The sequence below is a fragment of the Chryseobacterium sp. AG844 genome (assembly GCF_003182335.1).
Taxonomy (GTDB): domain Bacteria; phylum Bacteroidota; class Bacteroidia; order Flavobacteriales; family Weeksellaceae; genus Chryseobacterium; species Chryseobacterium cupriresistens.
This window is the reverse complement of sequence record NZ_QGTV01000017.1, coordinates 31,356-48,197: the sequence shown is the minus strand read 5'-3', so window position 1 is coordinate 48,197 and position 16,842 is coordinate 31,356. Positions and strand designations below refer to the sequence as shown.

The following is a 16,842-nucleotide window of genomic DNA, read 5'->3' as shown; positions in this document are numbered from 1 at the left end:
TATCTTCAAAATAAACATTAAAATAAAGTAAGAACATCACATTTAATATGAATATACATAATAAAATTGGGGTAATCGGATTGGGATATGTAGGATTACCACTGGCCCGTTTATTTGCAACAAAATATGCCGTAGTAGGTTTTGATATCAACCAGGCCAGAATTGCAGAACTGAATAGCGGAAAAGATTCCACTTTGGAAGTAGAAGATGAGGTACTGCAGCCGGTTTTAGTGAAAGATAATCCGTTTTCAAACTCATCAAAAGGATTGCTTTGCTCATCTGATCTGGAAGATATTAAAGAGGCTAACATCTATATCGTAACTGTTCCTACACCGGTAGACAGACATAATCGTCCGGACCTGACACCTTTATATAAAGCATCTGAAACAGTAGGAAAAGTATTGAAAAAAGGGGATATTGTTATTTATGAATCTACTGTTTATCCCGGTGTTACAGAAGAAGAATGTATCCCTGTGCTGGAAAAAGTTTCGGGATTAAAGTTTAACGAGGACTTCTTTGCAGGATATTCTCCTGAAAGAATCAACCCGGGAGATAAAGAACGTACCGTAGAGAAAATTTTAAAGGTAACTTCAGGTTCTACACCGGAAATTGGTAAAAAAGTTGACGAATTATATAAATCTGTAATTGCAGCAGGTACCCATTTGGCACCTACCATCAAAGTAGCTGAAGCATCAAAAGTTATTGAAAATTCACAACGTGATATCAATATTGCTTTTGTGAATGAGCTTGCCAAAATATTTAATCTCCTGGATATTGATACACATGCAGTTCTGGAGGCAGCAGGAACGAAATGGAATTTCCTGAAATTCAAGCCCGGATTGGTAGGAGGACACTGTATCGGGGTAGATCCTTTCTATCTTGCCCAAAAAGCGCAGGACGTGGGATATTATTCTGAGCTTATCCTTACAGCAAGAAGACTGAATGATTCCATGGGGCAGTTTGTAGCTTCCGAGGTGGTAAAAACAATGATTAAGAAAAGAATCAACATTACGGATGCCAAAGTACTGAATCTTGGAATCACTTTTAAAGAAAACTGTCCGGATGTAAGAAATACGAAAGCTGCAGATGTTATCAATGCTCTGGAAGACTATTCTGTAGAAGTCACAACGTATGATCCGTGGGCAAATCCAGAAGAAGTAATGCATGAATATGGTATACAATCTACCAATTCTCTTGAAGATGTGAAGGGGCAGTTTGATGCAATTGTTCTTACAGTTTCTCATGATGAATTCCTGAATATTGATCTTTCCCGCTATCTGAAGGAAGGAGGAGTTTTATATGATGTTAAAGGAATTTTAGAGAAATACGATAATCGTTTATAAAAAAATAGAGAATGAAAATAGCAGTCGTAGGAACAGGGTATGTAGGTTTGTCTAATGCCGTCTTATTGGCCCAACATAATGAAGTTGTAGCTTTAGATATTGTTCAGGAGAGAGTAGAATTGCTTAATTCTAAAAAATCTCCTATTGAAGATGGAGAAATCAGTACGTTTCTAAGTACTAAACCCCTTAATTTCAAAGCCACTTTAGATAAGAAGGAAGCTTACGATAAGGCTGAATATATTATTGTCGCCACTCCAACAGATTATGACCCCACTACCAATTATTTCGACACAAGCAGTGTTGAGAATGTAATTAAGGAAATTACAGAGTATAATTCTGAGGCTGTAATTATTATTAAATCTACAGTTCCGGTGGGATATACTGTAGAGTTAAAAAGCAGAATGCATTTAGATAATGTAATGTTTTCTCCGGAATTTTTGAGAGAAGGCAAAGCTTTATATGATAATTTATATCCTTCGAGAATTATTGTCGGGGAGCAGAGCGAGCGGGCAAGGATTTTTGCAGAATTACTGAAAGAAGGTGCGGTAAAAAAGGATATTCCGGTTTTGTTTACTAATCCTACCGAAGCAGAAGCCATTAAATTGTTTTCAAATACCTATCTGGCATTGAGGGTAGCTTATTTTAACGAATTAGACAGCTACGCACAGATTCATGAACTGGATACCCGCCAGATTGTAGAAGGTGTTGGACTGGACCCAAGAATTGGTTCACATTATAATAATCCGTCTTTTGGATACGGAGGATACTGCCTGCCTAAAGATACCAAACAGCTTTTGGCAAATTATAACGCTGTTCCTAATAATATTATCCAGGCAATTGTAGATGCCAACAGGACCCGTAAGGACTTTATAGCAGATTCTGTACTTGCCAGAAAACCAAAAAAGGTAGGTGTTTACCGTCTGATCATGAAAGCAGGCTCCGACAATTTCAGAGCATCTGCCATACAGGGAGTAATGAAAAGGATTAAAGCTAAGGGAGTAGAAGTGGAAGTGTTTGAGCCGGCCCTTAATGAAGAGTCTTTTTTCGGTTCCAGAGTAGTAAAAGATTTAGAACTTTTCAAGAAAGAATGCGATGTCATTATTTCTAACCGCAATGCACCGGAGCTTGCTGATGTACAGGAAAAAGTGTACACAAGGGATCTATTTGGTAATGATTAAAAGTATAACTGCATTATAATTAATTTAATGATTAAGACAAAACATCTAATTATATTTGGAACTCGTCCAGAAGCTATAAAGATGGCTCCCTTAGTAAAGGAATTTTTAAAAAGTGACGATTTTGAAGCAAAGGTCTGTGTGACTGCTCAGCATAGAGAAATGTTGGATCAAGTACTTGATTTTTTTGAAATAAAGCCTGATTATGATTTGAACTTAATGAAGCCTAATCAAAATCTATACACTCTTACAGCTGATATTATTACAGGACTTCGTCCTATTCTAGAGGAATTTAAACCTGATTTTGTTTATGTTCATGGAGACACAACAACTACAATGGCAGCAAGTATCGCATCTTTTTATGCAGGAGCTAAAGTTTGCCATGTAGAAGCAGGATTAAGAACGCATAATAAAAGATCACCATTTCCAGAGGAAATAAATCGTCAGGTTGCAGGACGTATATCAGATTACCATTTTGCACCAACCGAACAATCGAAACAAAATTTGTTAAATGAGAATATAAAAAACGAAAATATTCTTGTAACCGGTAATACTGTTATCGATGCATTATTGGATAGTACTGAAAGAGTCAGCACACTATCCGATAATAATGAAATTGATTATTTGAAAAGTATTGTTGATTCCTCAAAGAGACTTATATTGGTAACTGGTCATCGACGCGAAAATCACGGAGAAGGATTTATAAATATTTGTGAAGCACTTAAAGAAATTGCCATTAACAATCCAGATGTACAGGTGATATATCCTGTTCATTTAAATCCAAATGTAAAAGAACCTGTTTATAAAATTTTATCAGGAATTGATAATATTCATCTAATATCTCCTCTAGCTTATCCTGCATTTGTTTGGCTTATGAATAAATCTTATATGATCATTACGGACTCAGGAGGGGTTCAAGAAGAAGCTCCAAGTTTGGGTAAGCCCGTTTTGGTAATGAGGGATACAACGGAGCGACCCGAAGCAGTAGATGCCGGAACAGTCATTTTGGTAGGAACAAATAAAAATAAAATTGTTTCAGAAACACAAAGTTTACTCGATAATGGTGAACGTTATCAATCAATGAGTGAGCTTCATAACCCGTATGGAGATGGGAAGGCGTGTAAAAGAATCGTAGACTTTATATCATCCAAATAATTTTGAAAGGTGAATATAAAATCATTATATAAGAAAGTCTTAGGGACGGGAAACCAACAAAAGATCATTAAAGGAGTATTCTGGTCCTTTTTGGGAACTCTTATATCTAAAGGATTTGTTTTTATAGCTCTTTTTTTAGTTGCAAGAATACTGACAGTAGACGAGTACGGAAAGCTGGGATTATTGCAATCATACATTAATACATTTACTACATTCAGCCTTGCAAGTTTTGGTGTAACTGCTACAAAATATCTTGCTTTATACGCTGAGAGTGATAAGAAAAAGGCCAGTGAGATTTATTCTTTAACAAGATTGTCTGTATTCTTTTTAGCAGTGGCGATACTTGTTCTTTCATTGGTATTTAATAAACAGGTAGGTGAGTATATTGTGGGAAATCAAAATATGTCTAAGGAGGTATTACTTTGTGCTTTTGCTATTTTTTTCTCATCCCTTAACGGATTGCAAACAGGTGCTCTTGCTGGTCTTGAAAACTTTAAAAGCATATCATTTGTCAATATGGTAAATGGGATCCTTTCATTACCGCTGATATTGTTTTCTGCATACAAATTTGGAATTTACGGTGTAGTTGTTTCTCTTGTCATAATTAATTTCTCTATTTGGCTCTGTTCAGCAATATTATTACAAAGAGAATTAAACCTTAAACAAATAAAGTTTACAATAAAAGGCCAGAAGAAGCATTTAGAAACAGTGTATAATTTCACTTTACCATCTTTTATAAGCAGTATGATGCTAAGCCCGGTGGTACTGATTTGTAATTCTATGTTGATAAAAAGTCATATAAATGGATATTATCAATTAGGAATTTATAATGCTACCTTTAATTTTTCTCAGGTTGGCACTCTGTTACTTGGAATAATTGGACAAGTGACTTATCCACTTACAATGAAGAATTTTGGTAAAAATAACAAAAGATTTGACTTCTTTAATATTAACCAATCATATGTGATAGGAGTTGTGCTTTTTCTGCCAATCTTAGTGTTGCCAGATTTGTTTTCCCAACTGTATGGAAGCAAATATCAGAATAGTGATATGCACTTAACACTACTATTTGTTTCTTTATCAACGATTATTATAGCGCAAAGACAGGGGATCGCCAGAAATTTTGCAGCAGGAAATTTTATGTGGTTCAGTGTTTTCTCTAATATGACCTGGGCTGTAACTACAATAATTGTATGCAATTTTTTAATAGATTATGGAGCAATAGGAAGAGCTGTAGGATTTTTAATAGGGTATTTTGTGAATACTGTTATTTTTATTCCTTTCTATTTGAAAAAAAAGCTAATCAGTAAAAAACTGATTCTTAGCAAGGAACATTTTGTTTTGATCATTATTATTTCATTAGGTTGTTTGTCTTTTATCTGTGTTGATAATATTGTTTTAAGAGCCTTAATCGCTGTTCTTTTATTAACAGCAAGTCTCTTTACTTTTTATAAATGGTATAAAGTATATATAAAATGATAGGTAAAATTTTATTTCACATAAAGAATTTTGTAGACGGAAAAATACATAATTATAAAATTCAACAGATACTAAGTAGTAGTAATATAAGTAAAAAATGTAAAATTTCTACGGGCTTTAAATTTACGAATATTAAAAATGTATATATAGAAGACTATGTATACATGGGGCGTGATTCATTTTTATCAAGTTTTGGAAAAATTATAATAAAAAGAGGTACTATCATAGGCCCCAGAGTAGTAATTTATACGGCAAATCATAATTATATTAATGATATTAAGGCAATACCTTATGACAAGGAATTACTTATAAAGGATGTTGTGATTGAACAAAACGTATGGATTGGTGATAGCGTGATTATTGTACCTGGAGTTACTATTGGAGAAGGTTCAGTCATTGCAGCAGGAAGTGTGGTTGTTAAAGATGTTCCGAAGTTTTCGATTATGGGAGGAAATCCTGCAAAAATAATAAAGGAGAGATCTAATATAAGCGATTATTTAAAGAATAAGGAATTAGATAATATTTATTTAAAACAAAAAAATGGAAACTAATATAGTTATAAGAGGTGGTTATGGTTTCGGCAATTTTGGTGATGATGCCTTAATGTATACTATCGTAAAGGAATTGAATGAAGTTTCCACTGATATTGTACTTCTTTGCCAGTCAGCTTCTTATATTAATAATATTTTACCTGGTGTTAAAGTTATGGATTATCATAAACTTAAAGAACCTGTAAATTCAAAATTATTAGTATATGGAGGGGGAACACAATTTTATCAATTTAAAAAAAATACTTTCAGCAAAGGGTTAAAAGATAAAATATTTAATCTCAGCCATATTAAAAACTATATTGACAAAAGAATAGTAAAGAAAAACTTTATTGAAAACAAATTCCAGATCAGCAATTATGCCTCACACATTGCATTGGTTGGTGTAGGTGTAGGACCTTTTGATATAGAAAATTCAACTATAGAGAAAAAAACGGGAGAGTTGTTTGCTAAAGCAGAATTTGTAGGTGTGAGAGATGAATTTGCTTTAAGAAAATCAAGAGAATGGGGTGTTAAAAAACCGATTCTTTCACCGGATATTTGTTATTCTTTTAAAAGTCATTTTTTAGATTCATATACAAATGAGGCTAAGGAAATAAAGAAGATCGGAGTTATTGTAAGAGACTGGAATTATGCAAATGGAGGAGGAGAATACTATGAGAAATTGCAGCATGCTACAGAAAAACTTAAGAAAGACGGATACGAGATAAAGTATATCCTTTTTGATGCCGAATCTGATTCATATTGGTATAGCAAAAAAGATAAATTGGATATGATCATCTGGAATCCTGAAAAGGATAAATTTGACTCTTTTTTGGAAGATATTTCAAAGTGCGATTTATTTATTACAGCTCGTTTTCACGGGGCTATCTTTGCTTCATTATTGAATACACCATTTATAACAATTGAAGTTGAACAGAAATTAAAGTTTATTTCAGAAACCTATTCTGAAAGTTCATACAGCTGGGGAAATCCCTTCGATCTGGAAGATTTGTATTCCAAGATTTCTTTACTCAATGAAAACTATGTACAACGAAAAACATATTTGACACAGAAGATGCTTGAATTTAAAACATTATCTGATCAAATGTTTTTAAAATTAAAAGAATATTATAATCAATTACAATAATATCAGATGAAAATACATATTTTTTATTTAGCGGTAATGGATCGTTTGGGTAAGCAGATTACGGTTGGAGGTATTCAGAATTATTTAATAGGTCTAGGTACAGCTTTAAAAAATGCAGGATACGAGGTAGTAATTTACCAGGGCGCAGACGAAAACTTTGTGTCAGAATATAAAGGAATAACTATTATAGGTAAGAAAAACAATCTGAAAGAATCATTAAAAAAACAAACGAAAGATGTTTTTAACCAGGTTAACGATAAAATTTCAGTTGATGATATAATTGTTTTTGGTACAGATAAGATCGCGTTTAAGTTAAAAGGATATTCAAAAACGATTTCTATTCAACATGGGATTTCATTTGATTATATTTCATATAATGCCTTTCCCGGATTTTTTAAAAAGAACATAGTAGGTATATTCTATAAACTCTTACAATGTTACAAAAATGCAAAAGACTTTCTTATTTGTAAAAACGTTGTATGTGTAGATTATAATTTTACAAACTGGATAAGAACAATTTTACCTCGAAATTATTCAGAAAATACGGTAGTAATACCTAATTATGCTACTATTTCTAAAGAAACCAGCATCAATCAGATTTCTGGTGATAAAATTAAAATTCTTTTTGCAAGAAGGTTCGAGATGATGAGAGGTGTGCATATTTTGATAGATATAGTAAAAAATATTACAGCAAAATATGATAATGTAGAATTTACAATTTGTGGAGAAGGACCGTTAAAAAATGAATTAATAAAAGAAATTGGTTCTTTCGCAAATGTCAACATTACTAAATATGGTATCGGAGAATCCGAGCAGTTCAATGTACAACATCATATTACTTTAGTGCCGACTTATGGAAGTGAAGGGACTTCATTCTCATTATTAGAAGGAATGGCTGCGGGGGCTGTACCTATCGTTTCAAATGTTGGGGGAATGACCAATATTATTCTGGACGATTATAATGGATATATTATGAATCCTGATAGCAAAGCTTTTATTGAAAAAATAAGTTTTTTGATTGAAAACCCTGATACTTTAAAAAGAATTTCAGAAAAAGCAAAAGAAACGGTAGAGTATTCTTTCAATGAACAAAAATGGAGAATAAATTGGATAAATTTTATTAATAAAGTGCATAATGCAAATTAAAAAAAAGTTTTATAATTTTTATGTAATCTTTTGTTTAGCTGGCTTTTTAATATCTAGCTTCCTACCTTCTATTTTGAAAATACAAGGGCAGGGTATTAATATAATCTATCGTGTACTTGTGCTGGCTTTTAGCCTTATCATTATCAGTAGCAATATTTTTTCTAAAAAATTTAATTTTAAAATTTTTAGCTTTTACACCCTATTCTTAATTTTTTGGGGAATCTATTCCCTATTCTTATTGAAAGATATTTATTTTGAGCCTATAAGACTTACTTCCAATAAAACTTACTCAGAATATGTACAGTTTGCATTTGGAGTTGTTTTAATACCTTGTTTCGCTTTTATGGTATTAGACTTTAAGAAATTAAACTTTAAGGGAATACTCAACATAATTTACTATACCATATACGCTTTACTCTTTGTATCATTATTATCAAGAAATAATAGTAATGTTACCGGAAGAGATGTTGGAGATCTTGAAATAGGTGTCCTTGTATATGGACAATATGGAACTATGTTAGCATTATTATCGATTTATAAACTAGCAAATGAGAAAAAGGGAATTTTTTCTATTCTTTATATAGCCGGTATAATTTTAGGGGCGCTGATTATCTTCGTATCAGCAAGTAGAAGTCCCTTTATAGCTTTGATTTTGTCGACAGTTTTTTATTTTGTTATTAAAAAAGGAACGAAAGGAGTTTTTTATTTGAGCATACCTGCTGTTTTTATTTCCGTTTTCTTTTTTCAGATTATGGAATTGTTTGGAAGTCTGTTTAAGAGTAATTTCTTAGACAGATTGGTTTCAACTTTTGAAAAGGATAATGAGCGTGAAAAATTATTTAAGGTCGCTCTAAGAGAATTTATTGACAATCCTATTTTTGGAAAGAACTTTTTAATACAAACAAAACCATACATAGGCTCTTATCCCCATAACCTTTTTGTCGAAGCTTTTATGGCAACAGGTTTTTTTATCGGAATGATACTTGTAGTACTATTTATTAGAACTCTTTTTATAAAAGGAAAGTATGTTATACAAAATGATCATTCAACAGGTTGGATTCCGATGATCTTTTGCCAGTTTTTTATTTTCAGTATGTTTTCAAATAATATTTATTCCAACAATTTGCTATGGTATTTATTGATTTTAACAATTATTACTTTCAGATATGAAAAATATTTTAATGCTCATCGTACTCCTGTGCTTAATGCCTAGTTGGTTTAATGGACAAGAATTTTATGTGTATACACAAAGTAAAAGGTATAATATACAATGTAAAAATTGTATAAAAAATTATTATTTTTTTGGCCAGCATTACATTGACGGTAATAAAAAAAATATCATTGACCTTAATACCTTAACTCAGGGTATTAATACGATCATACCTAATAAACAAAGTACCGATTTAATAGTACTGGATATTGAAAATAAAGTTTATCAGGATGTTAAACAGAAAAGCAGATTTGATGTCAATTACGCTTCAAACATAAAGAAACTGGTAGATATGGTAAATCTGGTAAAAAAAATGAGGCCTAATGCAAAAGTTGTATTGTATGGTGTTCCGTTTAACTTCAATTATGATTTTCAAAAGAAATTTAATGATTTTGAAAAATTAAAACCATTACTAAAAAGTGTAGATTACCTTGCTCCTTCATTATATCTGATGTATTCTAATTTTGAAAAAGGCGATAGTTATTTTAAAAACTATATCACAAATAATTTAGATCTGAACTTTCAAATGGCAGAAAAAGTTCAAAAACCTGTATTACCATTTGTTTGGTATAAAGTTCATCCTTATAATAAAATTTCTGGTGGTAGTGTAGTTAATGAAAATTTATATGATACTTATTTAAAACTGATAAAAGATTATAGCTACAAAGGAAGGAAAGTAAGCGGTATTATTTATTGGGAACCCTCGAAAGAAACAATTAATATTAATCAGAAGCTGAATAGTACATTAAAAATTTTAGATAAATGATACTCCACATTACAAACGATTACTCAGGATCCACAGTTTATAAAAATTTAGTGAGGGAGCTGGATAATAACGGGGTGGAGCAGATTGTATACAATCCATTTCGGGAGGCTTCCAGAATAGGAAAAAATAAAATAAATTTTAAAAATAACCGCTCTCAGATTATCTACAGCCATATTTTATCAAAATATGCAGATCGGGTTTTGTATAAGAGAAAAATTAAAAAAATTGTACGGGACATTGAAGCAAAAATAGATCTCAAGACTGTCAAATTTATTCATGCTCACACATGGTACAGCGATGGCGGAGCGGCCTATGAACTTCATAAAAAATATAATATTCCCTACATAGTAGCAGTGCGTAATACTGATCTTAATGTGTTTTTGAAATATTTTCTGCACGAAAGAGGCTACGGAAAAAAAATTCTTCAGAATGCGAATAAGATCATAACCATTTCGGCAGTCTATAAAAAAAGAATGCTTGAAGATTCAAGACTGTCTCATATCCTGGAGAATGTACAGCAAAAACTCACAGTGGTCCCAAATGGTGTAGATCCTTACTGGATCGAATCAAAGGTGATGAAAAGGAATGTTGTTAAGAATGAAAAAAGCATTCAGTTGCTTTATATAGGGAAATTTAATAAGGGAAAAAATGTCTTTAACCTTATTAATGCTGTTAAGAATTATAATCACAAGGTTCAGAATAAGATAAAATTAACACTGATTGGAGGAGGAGGAAATGACGAGAAAAGAATCCTTGATTCTATTAAAAACGACCCTTCCTTTGAGTTTGTAGGAAAAGTTGAGAGTCTGCCTGTTTTAAAATCCTACTATGAACGAAGTGATTTCTTTACAATGCCTTCCAAAGCAGAAACCTTTGGCCTGGTGTATATAGAAGCCCTTCTGCAGGGTTTACCGGTGATGTACACACAAAATGAAGGGATCGACGGTTTTTATGATGATTCTATTGGGGAAAAAGTGGAAGACATTTCTGTTTCTGCGATCGAACGGGCGCTTGAACGTTTAATCCAAAAACAAGATCATTATAGTTTTGATATGGAGCAATTGTTAGAAAATCATGACTGGAAGAGAATAGCTGAAGTATACCAACAATTATATACAGAAAAAAAATAATGAACATATTATACATCCACCAATATTTCGTAACTCCTCAGGAACCCGGAGGAACAAGATCGTATTGGCTAGCACAAGAACTTATTAAAAACGGGCATAAAGTTACTATGCTCACCTCATCATCGAAATTTTCAGAGGATATTAAAGTGGTAAACATTGATGGTATTGAAGTCGTTTATATAAAAGAAGACTATGACCAGAATATGAGTGTTTCCAGAAGATTAAAGGCTTTCCTGAAATTTATGTACAAATCATCTGTAGTAGGATGGAAACAGAAAGATATTGATTTGGTGATTGCTACATCTACTCCTCTTACAATAGGTATTCCGGCACTTATATTAAAGTGGTTTAAAAAGAAACCTTTTGTTTTTGAAGTAAGGGATCTCTGGCCTGAGGTGCCTATACAAATGGGAGCCATAAAAAACAGCTGGACAATTAAAACAACTCGTCTGCTGGAAAAAACGATTTATAAAAACGCTTCCCGCGTTATTGCCCTTTCTCCCGGTATGCAGGATGGAGTCGTAAAATATATTCCAAAAGAAAAAACATCAATGATTCCTAATATGGCTAAAATGGACGAATTCTGGCCTAGGGGGAAAAATGATCAATTGATGGTAAAACTCGGGTTAAAAAAAGATTCCTTCAAAATAGTTCATTTTGGATCTCTGGGATTGGCAAATGGAGCTCATTCAATTATTGAGTCTGCCAAATTATTAAAAGATAGAGAAGATATAGAATTTTTGTTTGTAGGAGGTGGTTCTACCGAACAGGATTTGGTAGATGAAGTTGAGAAAAACAACCTTAAAAATGTGAAATTTCTCGGAAAGTTCCCTATGACAGACGTATCTGAGATTGTCAATTTTTCAGATGTTTCTATGATTTCCTTTTTGGATATTCCGATTTTGTATACCAACTCTCCGAACAAACTTTTCGATTCGTTGTCTGCAGGAAAACCGATTATTGTAAACTCTGCCGGATGGACGAAGGATATAGCCGAAAAATACCATTGCGGATATTATGTAAACCCCAACCATCCGGAAGAACTTGTAGAAAAAGTACTCTATTTGAAAGACAACCCTGAGGTGGTCAAAAACATGGGACAAAATGCAAGAAAATTGGCTGAAACAGTTTATGACAAGTCTATTTTGTGTAAAAAGTTTGTTGAAGTTATCGAAGAAGTAGATAATGCTTAGGAGACATGTAAGTAGGTATTGGTACAATCATTTTTCTGCTATCATAATAACAAGGGAATAGTGAGTTTTAGATACCGGATGAATAGTTAAAAAAACAGTTGATTGTTTCCGTAAAGAGAAAACTTACCTGAATTTGAAAGATAATCTTTTAAAATACTTAGATACCTTATTTTTTGTATTTGACAATCTGCATATTAACAAAATCTTTCGTAGAAAAAGAACTCGTTTCTTTGGAAAAGTTAAAAAAAGCTATATATTTGCACCAGTTAAAAGCAAATGCTACTTTAATTGATCCGGTAGTTCAGCTGGTTAGAATGCCGCCCTGTCACGGCGGAGGTCGCGGGTTCGAGTCCCGTCCGGATCGCAGAAAAAGTCTTCTAGAAATAGAAGACTTTTTTATTTCCCCCCCCCTTCCATTTACTATTCAATTTCATTCCTGTAAAAGTGATAATTTATCATTGACAGAATTCTCGTCTGGAAATTCGGGAATAGAAAAGTAAATAAAGTTCAGTTTTACATACTGTTGCTGATTGCTTTTTTATGTATTGTGAGATTTATACTGAATTTTTTAATGTAAACTGATCTTGGTGTAAAACTATTTTCAAAAAGAACTGGAAAGGAGAATAATGTTTATGTGAGACTCCCGGAATCCCTGTCTGGAACGCTAACCTTATAAAAATGAACTAACTATAACTCCTCATTTGCAATCCTTAAACCTCCGTTTTTTTACGGTATTTTTAAGAATATCTTTTATGATTCAAATTTAGGTCTGATATTTGTACTGGGTAGCCAAACTAAATGGCCGATTTATTTATGAAAAACATATCTGTGAAAAAATCCTTTCTTTATGTCTGTTTATGCGCTTTTTTCTTGATTTCCTGTAAAAAGGAAATAGAAAAGATAAGTGATACTTTTAAAGATACTGTTGCTTCTTCGGAAGCTTCGGAGGTGGAAAAGGATTCCATAAAGAAAGATTCTGTTCCTGTAGTGAAAAAAGAATCTGTTCCGCCTGTGATGCAGGAAAATGGTTTCTATAATGCCTTTGTTCTTCCTAAGGATAAAAAAATGCGTGATTCTGTGTATGCAGAATTCAGCAAGAAATACAGTGTAGAGGAGAGAACTGCTATTTTAGCTTTAAACAGGCTGGATTCTAAAAGTAAATGGAATGCCGATACTTTGGTTGTTCCTGCAAAAATAGATACAACATTGATGGCATATTCACCGTTTCCAATGCAGCTGGATGTATTAAGCGGAGTGAAAAAGTTTGTCATATTCTCATATCCTATACAGGCTTTTGCCGTATATTCCAATGGAAGTCTTGTAAAATGGGGCCCGACAAGTATGGGGAAAAAAGCAGCCCAGACCACAAGAGGGCTTACTTTTGCCAACTGGAAAAAGAAACTTGCCATTTCTACGGTAAGTACTGAATGGAAACTTCCTTATAACTTTAATATTCACAATATCGGAGGAATTGGATGGCATGAATATACCCTTCCGGGATATCCTGCTTCTCACTCATGTCTCCGATTGCTGAGGAAAGATGCCCAATGGCTGTATTCTTATGCAGATACCTGGATTCTGAATCCCGGCGGTGCTACAACAAAAGCCAAAGGTACAGCGGTAATGGTATTCGGAGATTACAAATGGGGAGGAAGAAAACCATGGAGAAATCTTTTGGACGATCCTAATGCCAACAATATTTCCGTTGAAGAATTGACGAAGCTTTTAGAGCCGGACGTTCCAAAAATGCTTAAAGAACAAAGCAACAGAGAAAAAGTGGTGGATTCTATCAAAGCAGCAAAAGCAGCATCTGCACCTGTTCAGAATGAAAAGCCTGCAGAACCTTTATCTAATTGATTTTCTTTTCAAATTGCAAAGTAGATTCTTCAGCAAATTTTCTAAGTTTGATCATTTCCTCCTTACCTTTATGCTGCCCGAATCTTGCAGCAATATACGTAAGAAGAATAAACAATAACATGACAAAAGAAGCGCTCAGTGCCCAGGGGTATTCGGCGCTTTTTATCTGTTTCTCCACGTAATACATCGTGAAGAATGTCATCCACATAATAGAAAATGAAAAGTACAGAAACATAAAAAACGTCCACACTGCAGAGCTTGGGCCAAATACTCCGCGTATTGCTGTATGCTCATCTTCCATTTCTACCCTTAAGGCAAGGCAGGGTTTCCAGTAATTATCATATTCTGTTTTTACCCAGATGGTAGCAACCTCCTTATTAATATTTCCTGAAAATTCATCTTTATGCTCTTCCATATATTTTTTAAGATTTTCAGCATACTCTTCTTTGGTAAGATGAGTAAACATTTTAAATCTGGGTCTGGTTCTTATTCTGTCTAAGGTGCTTTCTTCAGTATTCATATTTTATTCTTGATAAGGAATTGGGTCTTCAAGCATGAAGCGGAATGTAAGTTCTTCGTTTTTCCTTTGAATGATCATGGTAATATTTCTGCCCTCGCTGGACTTCATAAGTTCCATGATCTTTTCAAGAGTCATGTCCGCAGTCCGTTCTCCGTTAATGCTCAGAACTTTGTCATCTTTTTTAAGGCCTGCTTCATAGGCTGGAGAGTCTTTTCTTACTCCTGCAATGGAGAATATAGGTTTCAGACTGAATTTATACCGAAAAGCTTCTTTGTAAACTTCATTTACTACTTTAGCTGATTTTTGAGTTTCAATATTTATCTTGTCCTGATGCCATTCCAATCCGTCTTGTCTGAAATCCAGTCCGCTCATATTAAAATGGAAAGGATCGTCAAAGTTTCTGTTCTTCTTAAGATATAACTTTTGATTGGGATAATCAAAAACTACAGTAAATCTACGCATAATTTCACTTCCTATGGAACCTTTTCTGTTTTCTACCAAATTAACATGCTGGATAGAAAATTCATCCGGCATAGCAGTAAGTGGCTTTTCAAATTTAAAATTTCCGAGATAAAAATTATGAATCCGGCTTCTTTTGCCATAGATATCTCCGTTGAAACCGCGGCCAAGGAAATCATCAATATTGGGTCTGTTGTAAACGAAATTTTTAATAAGAGTAGGGAAGAGCCAGATCGCATCACTGTTTCCAAGGTCAATCAGTAATTTTGAATCTTTCTTTTCATTGGTCATTTCTACATCGGCATGCAAATAAGGCTTATTCTTTTCAATGGTAATGGGAAACTCTTCAAACCGTCTGATTTTCTTTTCCAAAAGGGCAGTATTTTCATAAACGGTTATTTTCTTTGATGTATAATCTATATAAATAGGATGGTCTTTAAAAAAATGATAGCCGATCACTCCATTTACAGGAATTCCTACATGAGGCGAAATATTAAATTCTTCATCAATAATAATGTAAAGAGACATAGAGGTATTGACAATAGCATCTCCTATTTTGCCAATATTGCGTTCCGATTTCAGGCCGTCAATACTTAAACTTCCTCCAAGACCTGAAAACTTTACTTTTTCTATATTGCTTAGCTTTACTTCCTTATTTTCCAGACTAAAAAGTATGGTTTCCGAAACTCCAGTATCCAGCAGGAAGGTAAGATCAGCACCATTAACATTGATAGGGATAAAGATAAGATTGTTGATAAACTGAAAAGGAATAACCGCTTTTTTAGTATTAATTAGTTCAAAAGTGTTCTGGGCACTTACAAAAATGCTAAGTAATAATCCCAGTAAAAAGAATCTAAATTTCATTTACTGAATTTACTGAATTTATCTATATGATAATAAAAAAACATTCCAAAAGCTGGAATGTTTATATAAACTACAATAATGTAGGTTTTTTTGTTGAATTTATTTCAAAACGGTCTTTGTTTATTTTGAAAAAAAGTCCATCAAATCCATATAATTTTTCTGATTGACGCCATGTCCGCTCATATACTCTCTGAACGTAAAGTAACAGCTGAGATCATAAAGCAGATCTGCGGCTTTTCTTCCCCACTCAAGCGGGATCACAGCATCATCCGTACCATGAGAAATGAAAAAACGAAGTCCTTCCAGTTTCTTTTTATCTTTTACAATACCGTCCAGAATTTTTTCTTCAGGATAGCTGCTCATGCAGGCAACACGATTGAAAAGCTCAGGATGTTTTAAAGCCAGAGCGTAGCACAGTATTCCTCCCTGGCTGAAGCCGCAAAGGTGAGCTTTGCTTTCCGTAAGTCCATAGTGGTTAATAATCTTCAACATGCTTTCCAGAACTGCATGTAAAGATTCATTGGCCTGAGGGACATCGATAAAATTTTCGGGATCATTAAAATTGATATCATACCATGAGTATCCTTCAAACTGAGTATCACGGGGAGCCCTGAAACTTACAATGATCCAGTCATTGGGAAGCGTTTCTCTAAAACTGAAAAGATCCTGCTCATTGCTGCCATAGCCATGAAGCATAAAAAGAATGGGAGTTTGGGAAGTAATATGTTCCGGCTCTCTTACTAAGTAATCTAAATTCATACAGCAAAGATAATTAAATACCTGCAGAATCTTAACTTTATTATTCATACAATGAACTTCTGCTGCACGATGATGTATGTGTAACGATTAATTATCTGCGGTGTATTTT

At 33.4% G+C, this 16,842-nt stretch carries 15 protein-coding genes and 1 tRNA gene; 13 read left to right on the top strand and 3 right to left on the bottom strand.

The features are described from left to right. Window positions 1–47 precede the first annotated feature (47 nt). The 13 genes from DEU40_RS15945 to DEU40_RS15885 all read left to right on the top strand — a co-directional run bounded on the left by DEU40_RS15945 (window position 48) and on the right by DEU40_RS15885 (window position 14,131). Window positions 48–1,343 (top strand): nucleotide sugar dehydrogenase, encoded by a 1,296-nt coding sequence (locus tag DEU40_RS15945; protein WP_110010765.1) that lies wholly within the window; start codon window positions 48–50, stop codon window positions 1,341–1,343. 11 nt (window positions 1,344–1,354) lie between these two features. Further along, a complete protein-coding gene (locus DEU40_RS15940) occupies window positions 1,355–2,521 on the top strand; it encodes a nucleotide sugar dehydrogenase (RefSeq protein WP_110010764.1) in 1,167 nt (388 codons plus the stop codon). A gap of 27 nt (window positions 2,522–2,548) precedes the next feature. Beyond that, window positions 2,549–3,673 (top strand): non-hydrolyzing UDP-N-acetylglucosamine 2-epimerase, encoded by a 1,125-nt coding sequence (gene wecB, locus DEU40_RS15935; protein ID WP_110010763.1) that lies wholly within the window; start codon window positions 2,549–2,551, stop codon window positions 3,671–3,673. A gap of 9 nt (window positions 3,674–3,682) precedes the next feature. Beyond that, on the top strand, window positions 3,683–5,152 hold the full coding sequence (locus DEU40_RS15930; protein ID WP_110010762.1) for an oligosaccharide flippase family protein: 1,470 nt from the start codon (window positions 3,683–3,685) through the stop codon (window positions 5,150–5,152). Continuing rightward, window positions 5,149–5,703: an acyltransferase gene (locus tag DEU40_RS22810; RefSeq protein ID WP_110010761.1), complete on the top strand. Its 555-nt coding sequence runs from the start codon at window positions 5,149–5,151 to the stop codon at window positions 5,701–5,703. Before DEU40_RS15930 ends, DEU40_RS22810 begins: the two co-directional genes overlap by 4 nt. Next, complete coding sequence (locus DEU40_RS15920) at window positions 5,693–6,829, top strand: polysaccharide pyruvyl transferase family protein (protein WP_110010760.1); 1,137 nt, start codon at window positions 5,693–5,695, stop codon at window positions 6,827–6,829. Before DEU40_RS22810 ends, DEU40_RS15920 begins: the two co-directional genes overlap by 11 nt. A gap of 6 nt (window positions 6,830–6,835) precedes the next feature. Further along, entirely contained in the window at window positions 6,836–7,975 is a 1,140-nt protein-coding gene (locus tag DEU40_RS15915) for a glycosyltransferase family 4 protein (RefSeq protein WP_110010759.1), read from the top strand. Then, window positions 7,965–9,188 carry an O-antigen ligase family protein gene (locus tag DEU40_RS15910; protein ID WP_110010758.1) on the top strand — a complete coding sequence of 408 codons (1,224 nt, stop codon included), beginning with the start codon at window positions 7,965–7,967 and terminating at the stop codon, window positions 9,186–9,188. Before DEU40_RS15915 ends, DEU40_RS15910 begins: the two co-directional genes overlap by 11 nt. Next, window positions 9,142–9,951 carry a hypothetical protein gene (locus tag DEU40_RS15905; RefSeq protein ID WP_110010757.1) on the top strand — a complete coding sequence of 270 codons (810 nt, stop codon included), beginning with the start codon at window positions 9,142–9,144 and terminating at the stop codon, window positions 9,949–9,951. The genes DEU40_RS15910 and DEU40_RS15905 overlap by 47 nt, the downstream gene beginning before the upstream one ends. Beyond that, window positions 9,948–11,081: a glycosyltransferase gene (locus DEU40_RS15900; RefSeq protein WP_110010756.1), complete on the top strand. Its 1,134-nt coding sequence runs from the start codon at window positions 9,948–9,950 to the stop codon at window positions 11,079–11,081. The genes DEU40_RS15905 and DEU40_RS15900 overlap by 4 nt, the downstream gene beginning before the upstream one ends. Continuing rightward, window positions 11,081–12,274 (top strand): glycosyltransferase family 4 protein, encoded by a 1,194-nt coding sequence (locus DEU40_RS15895; protein WP_110010755.1) that lies wholly within the window; start codon window positions 11,081–11,083, stop codon window positions 12,272–12,274. Before DEU40_RS15900 ends, DEU40_RS15895 begins: the two co-directional genes overlap by 1 nt. 290 nt (window positions 12,275–12,564) lie before the next feature. Then, a tRNA-Asp gene (locus tag DEU40_RS15890) sits at window positions 12,565–12,638 on the top strand. 464 nt (window positions 12,639–13,102) lie between these two features. Beyond that, window positions 13,103–14,131, top strand: coding sequence for a L,D-transpeptidase (locus DEU40_RS15885; protein WP_110010827.1), 1,029 nt, complete (start codon window positions 13,103–13,105; stop codon window positions 14,129–14,131). Here the strand turns inward: DEU40_RS15885 and DEU40_RS15880 are convergent. The 3 genes from DEU40_RS15880 to DEU40_RS15870 all read right to left on the bottom strand — a co-directional run bounded on the left by DEU40_RS15880 (window position 14,124) and on the right by DEU40_RS15870 (window position 16,733). After that, entirely contained in the window at window positions 14,124–14,651 is a 528-nt protein-coding gene (locus DEU40_RS15880) for a hypothetical protein (protein WP_110010754.1), read from the bottom strand. The two genes, DEU40_RS15885 and DEU40_RS15880, sit on opposite strands and share 8 nt — an antisense overlap. A gap of 3 nt (window positions 14,652–14,654) precedes the next feature. After that, window positions 14,655–15,974 (bottom strand): PDZ domain-containing protein, encoded by a 1,320-nt coding sequence (locus tag DEU40_RS15875; protein ID WP_110010753.1) that lies wholly within the window; start codon window positions 15,972–15,974, stop codon window positions 14,655–14,657. Between the two features lie 120 nt (window positions 15,975–16,094). Beyond that, on the bottom strand, window positions 16,095–16,733 hold the full coding sequence (locus tag DEU40_RS15870) for an alpha/beta hydrolase (RefSeq protein ID WP_110010752.1): 639 nt from the start codon (window positions 16,731–16,733) through the stop codon (window positions 16,095–16,097). Between the last annotated feature and the right edge of the window lie 109 nt (window positions 16,734–16,842).